At 61.7% G+C, this 16385-nt stretch carries 15 protein-coding genes; 9 read left to right on the top strand and 6 right to left on the bottom strand.

The window, feature by feature from the left end; translation table 11 throughout:
- Positions 1–98 precede the first annotated feature (98 nt).
- Positions 99–1280 (top strand): BaiN/RdsA family NAD(P)/FAD-dependent oxidoreductase, encoded by a 1182-nt coding sequence (locus tag J5N58_RS22875; protein WP_244713236.1) that lies wholly within the window; start codon positions 99–101, stop codon positions 1278–1280.
- A gap of 237 nt (positions 1281–1517) precedes the next feature.
- Positions 1518–1664 (top strand): hypothetical protein, encoded by a 147-nt coding sequence (locus tag J5N58_RS22880; RefSeq protein ID WP_244713238.1) that lies wholly within the window; start codon positions 1518–1520, stop codon positions 1662–1664.
- Positions 1665–1668: 4 nt separating this feature from the next.
- Here J5N58_RS22880 and J5N58_RS22885 read toward each other — a convergent pair whose 3' ends face one another.
- Positions 1669–1962: a hypothetical protein gene (locus J5N58_RS22885; protein ID WP_162758908.1), complete on the bottom strand. Its 294-nt coding sequence runs from the start codon at positions 1960–1962 to the stop codon at positions 1669–1671.
- 93 nt (positions 1963–2055) lie between these two features.
- On the opposite strand from J5N58_RS22885, the gene J5N58_RS22890 reads away from it, so the two are divergent.
- Positions 2056–2928: a LysR family transcriptional regulator gene (locus J5N58_RS22890; protein WP_113339698.1), complete on the top strand. Its 873-nt coding sequence runs from the start codon at positions 2056–2058 to the stop codon at positions 2926–2928.
- A gap of 192 nt (positions 2929–3120) precedes the next feature.
- Here the strand turns inward: J5N58_RS22890 and J5N58_RS22895 are convergent, their stop codons facing one another.
- The 4 genes from J5N58_RS22895 to aceA form a co-directional block, all read right to left on the bottom strand.
- A complete protein-coding gene (locus J5N58_RS22895) occupies positions 3121–3453 on the bottom strand; it encodes a Pepco domain-containing protein (protein ID WP_244713240.1) in 333 nt (110 codons plus the stop codon).
- Between the two features lie 14 nt (positions 3454–3467).
- Positions 3468–4511 (bottom strand): hypothetical protein, encoded by a 1044-nt coding sequence (locus J5N58_RS22900; protein WP_113466769.1) that lies wholly within the window; start codon positions 4509–4511, stop codon positions 3468–3470.
- A gap of 218 nt (positions 4512–4729) precedes the next feature.
- The gene (locus J5N58_RS22905; protein WP_112828396.1) at positions 4730–4975 is read right to left on the bottom strand and encodes an SMc00767 family acetate metabolism repressor; all 246 of its coding nucleotides are present in this window, start codon (positions 4973–4975) and stop codon (positions 4730–4732) included.
- A 142-nt stretch (positions 4976–5117) separates the two neighbouring features.
- Positions 5118–6407 (bottom strand): isocitrate lyase, encoded by a 1290-nt coding sequence (gene aceA, locus J5N58_RS22910; protein ID WP_112828395.1) that lies wholly within the window; start codon positions 6405–6407, stop codon positions 5118–5120.
- A gap of 237 nt (positions 6408–6644) precedes the next feature.
- On the opposite strand from aceA, the gene J5N58_RS22915 reads away from it, so the two are divergent.
- The 5 genes from J5N58_RS22915 (at position 6645) to J5N58_RS22935 (ending at position 12281) form a co-directional block, all read left to right on the top strand.
- Entirely contained in the window at positions 6645–8066 is a 1422-nt protein-coding gene (locus tag J5N58_RS22915; protein WP_112828394.1) for a helix-turn-helix domain-containing protein, read from the top strand.
- A gap of 127 nt (positions 8067–8193) precedes the next feature.
- Entirely contained in the window at positions 8194–9291 is a 1098-nt protein-coding gene (locus tag J5N58_RS22920; protein WP_113339702.1) for a polyamine ABC transporter substrate-binding protein, read from the top strand.
- 82 nt (positions 9292–9373) lie between these two features.
- A complete protein-coding gene (locus tag J5N58_RS22925; protein ID WP_113339703.1) occupies positions 9374–10534 on the top strand; it encodes an ABC transporter ATP-binding protein in 1161 nt (386 codons plus the stop codon).
- Between the two features lie 10 nt (positions 10535–10544).
- Positions 10545–11456 (top strand): ABC transporter permease subunit, encoded by a 912-nt coding sequence (locus tag J5N58_RS22930; protein WP_112828391.1) that lies wholly within the window; start codon positions 10545–10547, stop codon positions 11454–11456.
- A 9-nt stretch (positions 11457–11465) separates the two neighbouring features.
- Positions 11466–12281 (top strand): ABC transporter permease, encoded by an 816-nt coding sequence (locus J5N58_RS22935; RefSeq protein ID WP_112828390.1) that lies wholly within the window; start codon positions 11466–11468, stop codon positions 12279–12281.
- 2 nt (positions 12282–12283) lie between these two features.
- Here the strand turns inward: J5N58_RS22935 and J5N58_RS22940 are convergent, their stop codons facing one another.
- On the bottom strand, positions 12284–14203 hold the full coding sequence (locus J5N58_RS22940) for an AsmA family protein (protein ID WP_113339704.1): 1920 nt from the start codon (positions 14201–14203) through the stop codon (positions 12284–12286).
- A gap of 148 nt (positions 14204–14351) precedes the next feature.
- Here J5N58_RS22940 and J5N58_RS22945 point away from each other — a divergent pair, with 148 nt between their 5' ends.
- Positions 14352–16304: an acetoacetate--CoA ligase gene (locus J5N58_RS22945; protein WP_244713246.1), complete on the top strand. Its 1953-nt coding sequence runs from the start codon at positions 14352–14354 to the stop codon at positions 16302–16304.
- Positions 16305–16385 lie beyond the last annotated feature (81 nt).

Here is a 16385-nt window from a genome sequence, read left to right on the forward strand (position 1 = left end):
CATCATACGCGGACTTCTCGAATTGGCGAGGGGGGAAGATCATTGACTTTGGAGATGCGATCGAAAAGACAGATCTTCTTTGACGCAGGGGCCGGAAATTGGCGCGTATATTTGATGTTGCTGTGATAGGCGCCGGTGCGGCCGGCATGATGTGCGCTCTGACGGCTGGACAGCGCGGCCGTTCGGTCGTGGTGCTCGATCATGCGAAGGCGCCGGGGGAAAAGATCCGCATTTCCGGCGGCGGTCGCTGCAATTTCACCAATATCCATACCGGGCCGAAGAATTTTCTCTCCGCCAACCCGCATTTCGCCAAATCGGCGCTCGCCCGTTTCACGCCCTCCGATTTTGTTGCGATGGTCGAGAAGCACGGGATCGCCTGGCATGAGAAGACGCTCGGACAGCTTTTCTGCGACGACAGCGCCAAGGATATTATCCGCATGCTGCTCGATGAGATGCGTGCCGGCGGCGTCGAACTGCGGCTCGGGACGGAAATCGTCGGGATCGAAAAAGGCGTGGACACTTTCCGTGTCGCTACGAATGAGGGCCCCGTCGAGGCGCGGGCGCTGGTGATCGCAACCGGCGGCAAGTCCATTCCGAAAATGGGCGCGACCGGCTTTGCCTATCGCGTCGCCGGGGATTTCGGCCTGGCGGTCACCGAGACACGGCCCGGCCTCGTTCCGCTGACGCTGGAACCCAATCTGCTGGCGGAGTTGTCGGTGCTTTCCGGTGTTGCGGTGGACGCGGAGGCCCGCCACGGCAAGACGGCGTTTCGAGAGGCGCTGCTTTTCACCCACCGGGGGCTTTCAGGCCCCGCCATCCTGCAGATATCGAGCTATTGGCGGGAAGGCGACGAAATCACCCTGTCGCTGGAGCCGGATCTCGATTTTTCCGCCCTGCTGAAGGCTGCAAAGAAGGAAAACGGCCGGCAGGCCGTGCAGACAGTGCTGGCGCAGCATCTGCCGAAGAGGCTTGCGCAATATGTCGCCGAGCTTCACCGCATCGAACGGCCGCTTGCGGACCTTTCCGACAAGGTTCTGGATACCATCGGTTCCTTCCTCTGGAGATGGCCGATCAAGCCCGCCGGCTCGGAAGGATACCGGACGGCGGAAGTCACCCTCGGCGGCATCGATACGGCCGGCCTCGATTCCCGCACGATGATGGCGAAATCCGTGCCCGGACTCTACTTCATCGGCGAATGTGTCGATGTCACCGGCTGGCTGGGCGGTTATAATTTCCAGTGGGCCTGGGCCTCCGGCCGCGCTGCCGGCGAAAGCATGTGACAGAATTGTCGCAATTGCAGCATTTTGCATGCGCAGCAACAAAATTTCCGCATTCATGGTGTTTTGCGCAAGCTTAATGCCATAATTTAGTTCTTGTTAACGTGGCTAGATCATTCTCGACCTATGCCGGCATTCCGCAGTGCAAGATGCCACTCGGAATGGGACATGAGGTCGGACCGGATTGCCGCGCAGAAACGGCATTGATTTCCCTGAACGGCAGTCTCCAGGATAGAGCCGATGAACAACAGACAAGATCGCAAGTCCCGTGCCATCGCCATTGCCAGAACGCGCGACGCCGAACTGGCGCGTCTTCGCAACATGGCCATCATCTGCTTCGGCGCGGCTGCGGCCATCGCTGCACTCGCTATCGGCCTCGCCGGCTGAAGCGTCAACATTGACGGCACGATGTCCGCTCGCGGCCCGCGAGCGACTGCCGGCCGGACGCCGCGATCCTGCGGATGTCTCCTTTCGACGAACGGCTCTCCACCGTTGAGCGCTTCGCAACCGCCGTTCGCGCCATCAATTGCCTGAACCCTGCTCCCACCCGTCGACGCCACCGCGACAGCCGGCCACCGAACGGCCCGGTATGGGTTTCGTAAAAGGCCTGTTCGGCTTCGGCCGTTCTTGCCGGCGGCTGCGTCGGGCCGGTCAATGCAATAAGTGTCGCCAGAGCGCTAAGCATGACGGATCTCCTTTAAGGTCCACAATCCGTCTTTCGATTTATACGTCCAATTCCGATGGATAAACGCCAGAAGCCGTGCGATATCTTTCACTCATGAAAAACATCGCCTGGGACGCCTATCAGCTTTTTATAGAAGTCGCCCGCCGGGGAGGGCTGACGGGGGCGTCTTCCGCGAGCGGCCTAAGCCCGGCGACGATCGGTCGGCGTATGATCGAACTGGAGCGGCGGCTCGGTCGCGAACTCTTCCTGCGCAGTCAGACGGGCTATCGCCTGACCGATGACGGCCGCGAGCTTCTTTCCCATCTCGGAGAAATGGAGGCGGCGATCCGCCGGGTCGAGACCTGGCGGCAGGGAGCGGCAGCGCGCGCGCTGGTGCGCATTGCAGCCGGCACTTGGGTTGCCCGTCTCATCAGCGAGAATTTTCCGGCGATCTGCACCCGGCGCGACGATTTCCGCATCGATCTCTTCATCGCCGAACAGCGTGCAAGTCTCGCCCACCGGGAGGCCGATATCGGTATCAGGGCCTTCGAACCGGAGGAGCAGAACCTTGCGAAAGTGTTCCTGGGCGAGGTCGCCTACGCCGCCTACAGGGCGCGCAACTATGGCGACGGCGAAAACCGCTGGCTGGCGGTCGATCCGGAAAATGCCATTTCATCCTATCTTCGCTGGCCGCATGAAAACCGGCCGGAAAGCATCGTCGTCACCGTCAACCGACCGAGTTCGCTGCGCGATCTGGCTATCGCCGGCGCCGGCATTGCCGTGCTGCCCTGCATCGCCGGCGACCTGGAACCGAGGCTCGAACGGGCCGGCGGCGAAATCGGAGCCTTGCGCCATCGCCAGTGGATCGTGATGAACAATGACGACCGGCATCGCCCGGAAATCCGCACCGTTGTCGATCGCATGACGCGGCTGATGCGGGCACATGCCGATCTCTTCGCCGGCAGGCGCCCGAGCCGCGAAGGATAATCAGGCCAGGAGTAGCCGGGAACAATCGGTCCACGGAGGTTTCGCCGCCGCGACCCGGCGGGACCGCCCACCCGGTCGTGCAGGGTGTCGATGATACAGAGCGCTCCTTCGGTATCGGCGGCGGAGACCTTGATGCCGAACCGGTCGTTGAGAAAATGCGTCGTCATGCCGAAGAATCGGCGGACCTGCCCTCTAAGCGCGTTCGAAGGAGAGTGTGATGCTCGTTTCCACGCCAGCCGTTACGATGCCGATGCTGCCTTCGGCGCTGATGGCGAGGCCGACTTCCACGCTCTTCAACTGCATCGAGCCAACAGATGATTTTTCGATCTTGCCGATGACTTCCTGTAATTGCGCGATGGTTTCGGCGAGTTTCTTGTCAAGCTGCCCCGTGTCCTTCGGCACGTAACCTACAAGGCGCGAAACTGCTTCCCTTAGTCCATGCTGCTCACCGCCCTTGTCTGCTTCGCGTGTTCTCTCGGGAACGGCCGCCGCGGCCGCAGGCACGATGATGGTCAGGTTGGTCATGTCGTTCTCCCGTTTTAGAGATAAGGATCGACTTCGAGATATTTGACGGCCTGATAGAGATCCTGGCAGAGGCCGTTCCTGCCGCCATTGCCGTCGTCTATGCCGCCCATGTAGATACCCACCCCCGCACCGGTATGATTGTGGGTGGCGAGCGCGCCGCTGTCGCCGCCCTGGGCCTGCGCATCGAGCACGAGCCGCTGGCCCATCATCGAACCCCAGTAGCCGGGCAGCGGATGGTGCGAGAGAACCGACCGATTTCCTGGGTTTGTAAGGCGTCCGTCAAGCGTGACGGCATCGCCGGGAGCGACAACGTGCGTCGGGTTTGGAAACGGACCGAGCAGGGAAAGCGAACTCAGGCCGGCCGGCCAGTCCGTGGAATCGATTTCGATCACCGCCGCGTCTACCGCGCAGTGGCCATCGTCGGCGAGATATCCTTGGTTCGGTGTGTTGTGGTCCGTGGAAGGATCAAGGTCGATCGGGGTGCCAAGCGACAAGTGCTCGACGACGTGGCGGGCGGTCAGAATGCCCCGGTCGAAGGGAGGGTTCTTCATCGCCGGTTTGACCCAGCATGCGCTGCTTCCGACCGTACTCGGATTGCCCGGATGGGGTGGGATGCCGTGCGGTTCTAACCTCGTATAGGTGACGATTACCGGAAATTGCCGCCTTACGAAGCGAATGGACGTTTCAAGCGGTTTCTGGCTGGCCTTTCCCGCCGGTGCCGTCGCCAAAATCGATACCCCGAACGCGAATTTGCCGCTCTTGGAGACAGGCCATTCGATCTCCTCGGCCAATCCGTCTTTGAGGGAAATGAAGCCATAGCTGATGCTGAAGGTTCTGGCAGGCATCGCTGCGGGCGTGATCGCCGGCGGGCTTGTCTGCTCTATACCCGGAATCATACCTTCCGTCAGCAACTGAAGATTGGCGGCCGTGGCGAACAATCTGTTGCGCGGCCAGGCGAGATCCGCTTGTCGGGTGATTTCGGCAATCTGAGTGTTGCCGTCGTCGGCGGACGGGAGCAGTTCGGCGATCTCGTTAATGTCCTGCTGCGTCAGTTCCATTTCGAGCCCCCTCTGAAATGACAGGAAAACTAACACGCTATAAGGGCATTTGACAGATTGGCGACTTTACATTGCGCGCCATTTCGTATTGCGATCGCGTGGATCGGGTCCGACCATCGGCCAAAGGCAAAGTCCCGCGCAACGATCGGCCTGCTCCCCCCGAAGCGTGGCGATCATTGCGCGGGAACCGATCCGGGCAGGGCTCCGGATGGATTGCGTCAGGCAGCGCTTCTGCTCTGGGTGACGATGACCGGGATCAGAAGATCGCCCCAGTTGCCGTCGCCGCCGTGGTGGCGGGCGGAGCGGACGAGTTCGACCGAGACACCCGCATCGACGGCCTTCATGACCGACTGGTTGAGGCGATGCAGGTCGTTGGCGACCATGCGGATCATTGCCTGCTGGTCGGCGGTCATTGCGGATGCCTGTTCTTCGGCGCGTTCCTTAACTCGGGTCTGCGGGGTCATGGTATTTCTCCTCTCTATTCGGGGTTCTTGAAGTTTTGATCTGCTGTCTGTGCGCGTTGGCTGTTGCCTCCCATCCCCCTGCCGGGACCTTCTCCCTGCTCGCGGGGAGAAGGTGGTGGTTGCCGGATGAGTGGCGAGCCCCTTACTCGGCGGCCGGCTTGAACTGCTCGGTCTCGGTCGATTCCTTCATCGCCGTCGTCGAGGACTGGCCGGAGGTGATGGCGAGCGATACCGCATCGAAGTAGCCGGTGCCGACTTCGCGCTGGTGCTTGGTCGCGGTGTAGCCGTTGACCTCCGCGGCGAATTCCGCCTCCTGCAGCTCCGAATAGGCTGCCATCTGGCGTTCCTTGTAGCCACGGGCAAGCTCGAACATGCCGAAGTTCAGCTGGTGGAAGCCGGCGAGCGTGATGAACTGGAACTTGTAGCCCATCGCACCCAGCTCCTTCTGGAACTTGGCGATCGTCGCGTCGTCGAGGTTCTTCTTCCAGTTGAACGACGGCGAGCAGTTGTAGGCGAGCTTCTTGCCCGGATGCGCCTTCTGCACGGCTTCCGCGAACTTGCGGGCCTGTTCGAGGTCCGGCTTGCCGGTTTCCATCCAGATCAGGTCGCAGTAGGGAGCGTATGCGATGGCACGGGCAATGCAGGGCTCGATGCCGTTCTTGACCTGATAGAAGCCTTCCGCCGTGCGGCCTGCGTCATAGTCGACGAAGGGCTGGTCGCGCTCGTCGATGTCGGAGGTGAGCAGCTTTGCGGCTTCGGCATCGGTGCGGGCGACGATCAGCGTCGGAACGCCCATGATGTCGGCGGCGAGACGCGCAGCGGTCAGGTTACGGATGTGAGCAGCGGTCGGGATCAGGACCTTGCCGCCGAGATGGCCGCACTTCTTTTCCGATGCGAGCTGGTCTTCGAAGTGAACGCCGGCAGCACCTGCCTCGATGAAGGCCTTCATGATCTCGAAGGCGTTGAGCGGACCACCGAAGCCGGCTTCCGCATCGGCAACGATCGGAGCGAACCAGGTGTCGACCGAAAGGCCCTTGCCTTCCTGGGTCTCGATCTGGTCTGCGCGCTGAAGCGTTCGGTTGATGCGACGTGCAAGCTCAGGCGCAGCGTTCGCCGGGTAGAGCGACTGGTCCGGATACATGGCGGACGCGGTGTTGGCATCTGCAGCGACCTGCCAGCCGGAGAGGTAGATCGCCTTCAAGCCGGCGCGGACCATCTGCATCGCCTGATTGCCCGAGAGAGCACCAAGCGCATTGATGAAGGGCTCTTCGTTAATCAGCTTCCAGAGGCGGTTCGCACCCATTTCGGCAAGCGAGTACTTGATCTCTACGGAGCCGCGCAGGCGCTGGACGTCTGCCGCGCTATACGGACGGTCGATGCCGTCAAAGCGACCTTTCGGTGCAGTCGGAACGAGATTGTAAAAATCAGTCATAAGGCACTCCCTCTTGCTTTGCTGTACGGGCTGTTCGAATTTCCGATATCGATCAGCTCGCCTTCGATGTGACTGGATTTACAGCGCGCTGCACAAAATTTCCAGAATAAACGGAAAAACAATGGGATAAATGAGGTTAGGCTGTCTTGTGTTTGACAATTCGACGATGTAAATTTGTAAAAAATGTAAAGTTGGCGAAGTCCGATAATCTGTCGAGCTTTGTAAAAGGGGTGTAAAATGGCGGAAAACAAGATCTTTGCCGGCCCGCGCGTGCGCCGCATCCGCAACGGCCTCGGCCTGACCCAGACCGCAATGGCGGAAGCGCTCGACATCTCGCCGTCCTATCTCAACCTGATCGAACGCAACCAGCGCCCGCTCACAGTCCAGCTGCTGCTGAAGCTTGCGGCCGTCTACAAGGTCGATCTCGACGAGTTGCAGGGCGAGGCGGGCGGCACGGCCGGTCAGTTGCGCGAGGTCTTTGCCGATCCGCTGCTCTCGGGCGAGGTGCCGGGCGACCAGGAACTGATCGAAGTGGCGGAAGCCGCTCCCAATGCCGCCGCCGGTATCGTCAAGCTCTACCGCGCCTATCGCGAGCAGGCGGCAAGGCTGACGGACCTGGCCGAGCTTCTGGCAAGGGAAGGGCATGAGACCTCGATTTCCGGCACCCGCCTGCCGGTGGACGAGGTGCGGGAAAAACTGGAGAGGCGGGCGAATTTCCATGCCCGCATCGAGGATGCGGCGGAGGCGTTCCATGCCTCGCTCTCTCTTTCACCCGGCGACGATCTCGGCGTCGCGCTGAAGGCCTGGCTCCGCAGCCGGCACGGCATCGTGGTGCGCACCCTGCCGATCCATGCCATGCCGAACCTGCGGCGGCGCTATGACCGCCATTCCATGCGGCTTTTCCTGTCAGAGCGTCTGTCGCCCTTCGACCAGTTGCGGGAGGTGGCGATGGAGACAAGCCTGCTGGCGCTGGGCGAGGAGATCGCTGCAGAACTGGAGGCGCTTGCCTTCTCGACCGGGGAGGCGAAACGGCTCGGCCGCTTCGAACTCGCGCGTTACGCCGCCCATGCCGTGACCATGCCTTACGGTGCCTTTCTTGCGGCGGCGCAGAGGGCGCGCTACGACATCGATATCCTGCGCTCGCGCTTCAGCGTCTCATACGAGCAGGCGGCGAACCGGCTGACCATGCTGCAGCGTCCAGGTGCTGCCGGCGTTCCCTTCTTCATGCTGGAGGTGGATACGGCCGGCCACCGCTTCCGCAAGGCCGGCGCTCAGGGTTATCCGCAGGCGAAGTTCGGCGGCGGCTGTCCCAAGCTCAATATACACGCCGCCTTCGCCCAGCCGGGGCAGGTTCTCGTCGATGCCGTCGAAATGCCCGACGGCACCGGTTTCCTGACGATTTCTCGGACGCTCGAAGGTCCGCAGGCCGGTTTTTCCGAGCGCGTCAGGCGCACCGCGCTGCTGATCGGCTGCGACATCGCCCACCGGGAAGAGGTGGTCTACGGTCAGGCGATCGCGACGGCGCCGCCGGTCGCTGTGGGAACGGCCTGCAGGTTGTGCGAGAGGCAGGGATGTCTTGCCCGCGCCGAGCCTCCGGTCACCCGTCCGCTCGGCCTGGACGAGATGGTGACGGGCCTTTCGGCCTTCGATTTCCAGTGATCGCCGGAGATATTGCGCCGCGCATAATTTAACTTGTCGCCCGACCAATTCCTTCTTAGTCTGTCAAAAAAAACAAAGGGAATGGTGAAGGGCGTTCTGCCCGCCCGATTCAGGAACAGGAGAAAAAATGAAAGCCGATTTCATCCGCTGGGCCTCCGTGGCCGTGGCAGCTATTGTTTTTGCCGGTGGGGCAAATGCCGAGGATCGCGTCGTCCACGTCTACAACTGGTCCGACTACATCGATGAATCGATCCTCGAGGACTTCACCAAGGAAACCGGCATCAAGGTCGTCTACGACGTCTTCGATTCCAATGAAATTCTCGAAACCAAGCTGCTCGCCGGCGGCTCTGGTTATGATGTCGTGGTTCCGACCGGTCCCTTCCTCGCCCGCCAGATCCAGGCCGGCGTGTTCCAGAAACTCGACAAGTCGAAGCTGCCGAACCTTTCCAACATGTGGCCTGCCGTCATGGAGCGGCTGGCGAAGTACGATCCCGGCAACGAATATGCCGTCAACTACATGTGGGGCACCACCGGCATCGGCTATAATATCGACAAGGTGAAAGCCGCCCTCGGCGACGTCAAGATCGACAGTCTGGACGTTCTGTTCAAGCCGGAGAACGCCGAGAAGCTCAAGTCCTGCGGCATCAACATCCTCGACGCTTCCGACGAGACCTTCGCGATCGCGATGAACTATCTCGGCAAGAACCCGGACAGCAAGGAGACGGCCGATCTGGAAGCCGGCGGCGACGTCTACATGAAGATCCGGCCGTCCGTGAAGACCTTCAATTCCTCCTCCTACATCGACGATCTCGCCAATGGCGACATCTGCATCACCATCGGATGGTCGGGCGACGTGCTGCAGGCCAAGGCGCGTGCCGAGGAAGCCAACAACGGCGTCAAGATCGACTACGTGATCCCGAAGGAAGGCACCTATATGTGGTTCGACAACCTGGCAATCCCGGCGGACGCCAAGAATGTCGAGGAAGCCCACGAGTTCATCAACTACCTGATGAAGCCGGAAGTCATCGCCAAGGCTTCAAACTACGTTCAGTACGCCAACGGCAACCTCGCCTCGCAGCAGTTCCTGGACGAGTCCGTGTTCAAGAACCCGTCGGTTTATCCGGACGAGGAGACGACCAAGAAACTATTCACGATCTCGCCCTACGGGCCCAAGGAGCAGCGCGTGCTGAACCGGGTCTGGACGCAGATCAAGACCGGCAGCTAATCCGGAAAAACCTTGCCGGGCGGGATTTCCCGCCCGGCTTTGTTTCAGCCCTACTTTCACGTCTTCAACATTGGGTCACGCGATGGCGAAATCTCTTGGACCGGTCAAACGCAAATTTTCTCCTTGGAACGACCCGCAGGCAAAGCCGTTCATCCGGTTCGAGAATGTCACCAAGCGCTTCGGCGATTTCACCGCCGTCAGCAACCTGACGCTCGACATCTACGAGCGGGAGTTCTTTTCCCTGCTCGGCCCCTCGGGCTGTGGCAAGACCACGCTGATGCGCATGCTCGCGGGCTTCGAGGAGCCGACCGAAGGCCACATCCTCCTTCAGGGCAGGGACATTTCCGGCACGCCGCCCTACAAGCGTCCGACCAACATGATGTTTCAGTCCTACGCGCTCTTCCCGCACATGACGGTGGAAAAGAACATCGCCTTCGGTCTCGAGCAGGACAACATGGCCAGGGGCGAGATCGAGGCGCGCGTTCAGGAGATGCTGAAGCTCGTCAAGCTCGAACAGTTCGCCAAGCGCAAGCCGAGCCAGCTTTCCGGCGGCCAGCGTCAGCGCGTGGCGCTCGCCCGTTCGCTCGCCAAGCGGCCGAAGGTGCTGCTGCTCGATGAGCCGCTTGGCGCCCTCGACAAGAAGCTGCGCGAGGAAACCCAGTTCGAACTGATGGACATCCAGCAGACGCTCGGGCTGACCTTCCTGATCGTCACCCATGACCAGGAAGAGGCGATGACCGTCTCCGACCGCATCGCGGTAATGGATAAGGGCGTCATCATGCAGGTGGCGACGCCGGCGGAAATCTACGAGGCGCCGAACAGCCGCTACGTGGCCGATTTCATCGGCGACATCAATATCGTCGAGGGCAAGCTCGTCTCGGTGGAAAAGCGCGGCGAACTCGATTTTGCCCGCGTCGCCTGTGAAGGCGGCATCAACGTCAATGTCGAACAGCATTCCTGCCAGGCGGAGCCTGGCGCATCCGTCGCCTTCGCGATCCGGCCGGAAAAGGTCCGTATCTCGATGGACGCGCCTGCCGATAATTCGGCCAACGCCCTGCAGGGCGAGGTCTGGGATATCGGCTATCTCGGGGACTTCTCGGTTTTCATCGTCAAGCTCGCCGACGGATCGACCTTCCGCGCCGCTCAGGCCAATGTTTCGCGCCTCGTGGACCGCCCGATCACGGTGGACGACAAGGTCTGGCTGACCTGGCCCGCCGAGGCCGGTCTCGTGCTGACCCGTTGAGGAGGCGCCGATGAGCGACGCGACCGCAGCTCAGACAACGAGTTCATCGCCCGCCCGCTGGCTGGTGGTCCTCGTGCCCTATGCCTGGATGGCACTGTTCTTCCTGGCGCCCTTCCTCATCATCATGAAGATCTCGCTGTCGGACACGGCGATCGCCATGCCGCCCTATACGCCGCTCTTCCAAGGGTTTTCGGCGATCGGCGATTTCTTCTCCCAGCTCGATTTCGAAAACTATCTCTTCCTGACCGAAGACCCGCTCTATTACAGCGCCTATCTGTCGTCGCTCAGGATCGCCTTCATCTCCACCGTGCTGCTGCTGCTGATCGGCTATCCCATGGCGCTCGCCATGGCGCGCGCCCCGCTGGCAATCCGTCCGACACTGCTCATGCTGGTCATCCTGCCGTTCTGGACATCGTTCCTGATCCGCGTTTACGCCTGGATCGGCATTCTGAAACCGGAAGGCCTGCTGACGCTCCTGCTCCAGACGGTCGGCATCTTCGGGCCGGACCAGCAGGTCCAGATCTTCCGCACCGAAACCGCTATCTTCATCGGGATCGTTTATTCCTACCTGCCCTTCATGGTGCTGCCGCTCTATTCGGCTCTGGAGAAGCTCGACGGAACATTGCTGGAGGCGGCAAGCGACCTCGGTTGCCCACCATGGAAGGCCTTCTGGCGCATCACCCTACCGCTTTCCATTCCGGGCGTGATCGCAGGCGCAATGATCTGCTTCATTCCGATTACCGGCGAATTCGTCATCCCCGATCTTCTCGGCGGTCCGAACACGCTGATGATCGGTAAGACGTTGTGGACGGAGTTCTTCGGCAATCGCGACTGGCCGCTCGCCTCCGCCGTGGCGGTGGTGCTGCTGATCTTGCTGGTGATACCGATCATGATCTTCCAGAACCAGCAAGAGAAGGCGTGAGGTGGAACGATGAAGCCTGGTAAGCTCGATTCGACCGTCCTGACGCTGGGATTTGCGTTTCTCTATCTGCCGATCCTGATCCTGGTGGTCTATTCCTTCAACGATTCGAAGCTGGTGACCGTCTGGGGCGGGTTTTCGCTCAAGTGGTACTCCTCGCTCTGGTCGAACCAGGGGCTGCTGGATGCCGCCTGGGTGACTTTGCGCGTCGGCATCATGAGCGCGACGTTCGGCACGGTGCTCGGCACGCTCGCGGCATTGACGCTCGTGCGCTTCGGCCGGTTTCCGGGACGCATGCTGTTTTCCGGCATGGTCTATGCCCCGCTCGTCATGCCGGAGGTCATCACCGGCCTGTCGCTGCTGCTGCTCTTCGTTGCGATGAATATCGACCGCAGCCTGATGACGGTGACGATCGCCCACACGACCTTCACCATGTGCTATGTCGCAATCGTCGTGCAGTCTCGCCTGCTGACCTTCGACATGAGCCTTGAGGAAGCGGCGCTGGATCTTGGCTGCCCGCCGGTCAAGACCTTTTTCAAGATCACCCTGCCGCTTATCATGCCGGCCGTCGTTTCGGGCTGGATGCTGGCCTTCACCCTGTCGCTTGATGACCTGGTGATTGCGAGCTTCACCACAGGCCCGGGCGCGACGACTCTCCCGATCAAGATCTACAGTCAGGTGCGCCTCGGCGTGACGCCGGAAATCAACGCGGTCTGCTCGATCCTGATCGGTCTGGTGACGACGGGCGTCATCTTCGCCTCGATCATGACCAAACGGCAGGAACTGCAGCGTCAGCGCGACGAGCATGTGGCGGCCCGGACGGCCTGAAATCACGGTGCGGGCGTTACGGTCCCCGGAAGGGGCGGAAGCGCCTCCGCCGGCATCTGGACGGGCGAGATGACGGGGTCCGGCCAGGAACCGCCGACGAAGAAGCGCATGCGCGGAAGCTCGCTGCGGCGGGCGGGATCGGAGGCGAAAAGGTCGCCGGAAACGGCGAGCGCCTTATCCTCATAGGGAACGATGCCGGAAAGGATGAGCGTTTCGTTCGGTCCGATCAGGCGGGCCTTGTCGATCTCCGCCGAGCCGCCGCCGAAGCTTGCCACGAACTCCAGCCGGTTATAGGGCAGGCCGGCCTCGCCGCCGGCTGCGCTAAGCTGGTAGTAGGCCTTGGTCGCGGCGAGTTCCCGGAATTTCTGGCTGTCGATCGCCTGCAGCACGCCGTTTTCCGTGGTGAAGGAAAGCTTGCCGGAAATCTCGGAAAGATCGGTCGCCCACAGGGGGTCTTCGGTTTTCAGCGCAAGATCGACCGAACCGCGCCCGCGCGGCAGCGGTCCCTTGATCTGCATCCGGTCGATGACCGCGCCGAAATCGGCGTTGCGGACCGCAAGTGTCAGACTGCCGCCGCCGGAAAAATCGCCCTCGGCCCCGGCATAGCTTGCCGTGATATCGCCGCCTTCGAAAGCGGCGTCGGCAATGTCGAACCTGGCTGTCTTTCCCGTCAGCAAAATGCTGGCTGCGACGTCGCCGAGATCGAAGGGCGGCAGCGCGGCCTGGCTTGCTGAAAGCGTGAGGTCGAAGTCGAGCCATTGCGTTAGCCGCGGCTGGCGGGCTTCGTCGCGCGGCTGCTCGTTCGGCAGGTCCAGCGAAAACGAACTGAGGAGGTCGGCGATGTTCAACCGGTCGAAAGCGAGCGTGCCGCTGAGTAGCGGCTTTCCGTTCTTCGGACGGGAAAGCCCCAGAATGCCGCTGCCGCGGATGTCGTCGAGAACGAATTCCAGCCCGTCGAACCGCAATTCGTTTTCGACCCTTGAGAGCCGCGCGCGGAGCGAGGCCGCCTTGAGCTTGTCGAGGCCGGCGATCTTGACCCCGGCCCAGTCGAGAAGGGCGGGGACATCCTTGAGATTGAGATTCAGGTCGCCGGAACCGAGATCTGCGCGTCCCATGCCCGCGACGCCCTCGAAGGCTGACGAGAATGCCGCGCCATCGAGAGAAAACGCCATCGCCGCCGTCTTGCCGCCGAAGAGGAGCAGGGGCTGGGGCGATGAGAAATCCAGTTTGAACTGCCGTCCGGCAAATGTCAGCGACGCCTCCGCCTCGAGCGTTCCGGAAAGACGCGGCCACGAGATATCCGCCGCGATGCCCTCCAGGGCGTAGTCACGCCCGGAAGCCGCATCCGTAAGGCGGACGCTGCCGTTTTCGACGGTGATCGACCCCACTGGCGCATCGAGATCGCCGCTCAGCGCCTGCCCGCCGCCCGCCTGCGACGCGACCTGCCGGACCGCAGCGGATAAAAGCCCCTCGCTCGCCCAGTCGAGCCGGCCATCTTTGTCGCGATCGACGAAGACTTCGGGCTTGAGGAAATGGAAGGACTTGAAGCGGGGGCGGCCCTGGATCGCGGAATAGAGCCCGAAGGATGCCGATAGTTTTTCGACCCTGCCAAGCACCTTCCGGCCGCTCTCCGTCTGCTTGCTGATCGTAACCGCATTCAGGGTGACGCGCGGCTCTGGCCAGAAGACGATTTCCGGCGTCCCCTCGATTGAAACCCGGTGACCGGTCCACTGCGCGACCGCCCGCTCCATGGCGGAGCGCACCAGACCGCTGGAAATGAGGTAGGGTGCGGCTGCTCGTGAGATCACGAAGACGAGGAGAGCGGCGCTGAGCAGGGCGAGCGCGATCCGCAACGCACGCCGGACCGGCGACCGGCGCGGGGCGGCCTTTTTCGGTTCGATGGTCTGCGGCGCTTCGGGCATGGGACTGTCGGGGCTCGGTCCGGTTGTCTCGCGTATCGCCGATGCGGGATATAGGAATTGCCGCGCCGTTGCAAATGCGAGCCGTGTTCCAGCACTTTATATTGCGTTGCAAACTGTTATACAGACGGGGTCTTTCGAGGAGGAACGCATGCAAGAAGACAAGCCGCTCTGGGTGCCATCCGACGCCTTCATCAAGCAGACCCCGATGCACCGCTTCACACAATGGTGTGGCGAACGCATCGGTCGCGAATTTACCGACCACGATGATTTCCATGCCTGGTCGATCGAGGATCGCGCCGGCTTCTGGTCGGCCGTATGGGATTATTGCGGTGTGAAGGGCAACAAGGGGGATGTCGTTCTGGAAAACGGCGACGTCATGCTGGAGGCCCGCTTCTTTCCGCAGGCGCAGCTGAATTTCGCCGAGAACCTGCTTGCAGGGGCCGGCGAGGGAGATGCCATCGTCTTCCGCGGCGAGGACAAGGCCGAGGACCGATGGTCCTGGGACCGTCTGCTCAGCGCGGTTTCTCGTCTGCAGCAGGCCTTTCAGGCGCGTGGCATCGGCGAGGGCGACCGCATCGCGGCGATGATGCCGAACATGCCGGAAACGGTTGCGTTGATGTTGGCGGCTGCCTCGCTCGGCGCGATCTGGTCATCCTGTTCACCGGATTTCGGCGAGCAGGGCGTTCTCGACCGCTTCGGACAGATCGAGCCCAAGCTCTTCATCGCGGTCGATGGCTACTGGTACAACGGCAAGAAGCAGGATGTCGCCGAAAAGGTGAAGGCGGTATCGGCAAAACTCGGATCGCCTCTGGTGGTTGTCACTTATGCCGGTGATGCCGAGGCGCTTGCGGCGGCGGTTCCCGGCGCCGTCACGCTCGCCGATCTGGTCGCGCCCTATGAGGCGAAGGCCATTGAGTTCGCACCCTTGCCCTTCTCGCATCCGCTCTACATCCTGTTTTCTTCCGGAACGACAGGTGTGCCGAAATGCATCGTCCATTCGGCGGGCGGCACGCTGCTGCAGCATCTCAAGGAACAGCGCTTCCACTGCGGATTGCAGGAGGGCGAGAAGCTTTTCTATTTCACCACCTGCGGCTGGATGATGTGGAACTGGCTGGTCTCGGGCCTCGCATCCGGCGCCACGCTCTGCCTTTACGACGGCTCGCCTTTCCATCCGGACGGCAATATCCTGTTCGACTATGCGGAGGCGGAAAGGTTCGCGATCTTCGGAACGTCGGCGAAGTTCATCGATGCGGTCCGCAAGGGCGGGCTGACACCGAAGATGACGCATGATCTTTCCAGCCTGCGCCTCATAACCTCGACCGGATCGCCCCTGTCGCCGGAAGGTTTTTCCTTCGTCTACGAGGGCATCAAGGAAGACGTGCACCTTGCCTCGATTTCCGGCGGCACGGATATCGTCTCCTGCTTCGTGCTCGGCAATCCGGTGAAACCCGTCTGGCGCGGCGAAATCCAGGGTCCGGGCCTCGGCCTGGCCGTTGACGTCTGGGATGACGAAGGTCGGCCGGTGCGCGGTGAAAAGGGCGAACTGGTCTGCACAAAGGCCTTTCCGTCGATGCCGGTCATGTTCTGGAACGACCCGGAGGGCGCAAAATATCGCGCCGCCTATTTCGAGCGGTTCGACAACGTCTGGTGCCACGGCGATTTCGCGGAATGGACCGCTCACGGCGGTCTGGTCATTCATGGCCGCTCTGACGCGACGCTCAATCCGGGCGGCGTACGCATCGGCACGGCGGAGATCTACAATCAGGTCGAGCAGATGGATGAAGTGCTCGAAGCGCTCTGCATCGGGCAGGAATGGGACGACGACGTGCGCGTGGTGCTGTTCGTCCGGCTTGCGGCGGGCCGCCGTCTCGACGAGGATCTGGTGAAGGCGATCAAGACGCGCATCCGCACCGGGGCATCGCCTCGCCATGTGCCGGCCAAGGTGATCGAGGTTGCCGACATCCCGCGCACCAAATCGGGCAAGATCGTCGAACTCGCAGTGCGCGAAGTGGTGCATGGCCGACCCGTCAAGAACAAGGAAGCACTGGCCAATCCGGAGGCGCTGGAGCTGTTTGCCGATCTCGCCGATCTGCGATCCTAGGTTGAGGTTTCCCGCAGGTCCGGTGCCGGCTCCCCATTTCCGGGGGGACGGTCCGCACCCGGCGGTAACGACTTGTTAACG

The organism is Paenirhizobium cremeum, assembly GCF_022884085.1.
Lineage (GTDB): Bacteria > Pseudomonadota > Alphaproteobacteria > Rhizobiales > Rhizobiaceae > Allorhizobium > Allorhizobium cremeum.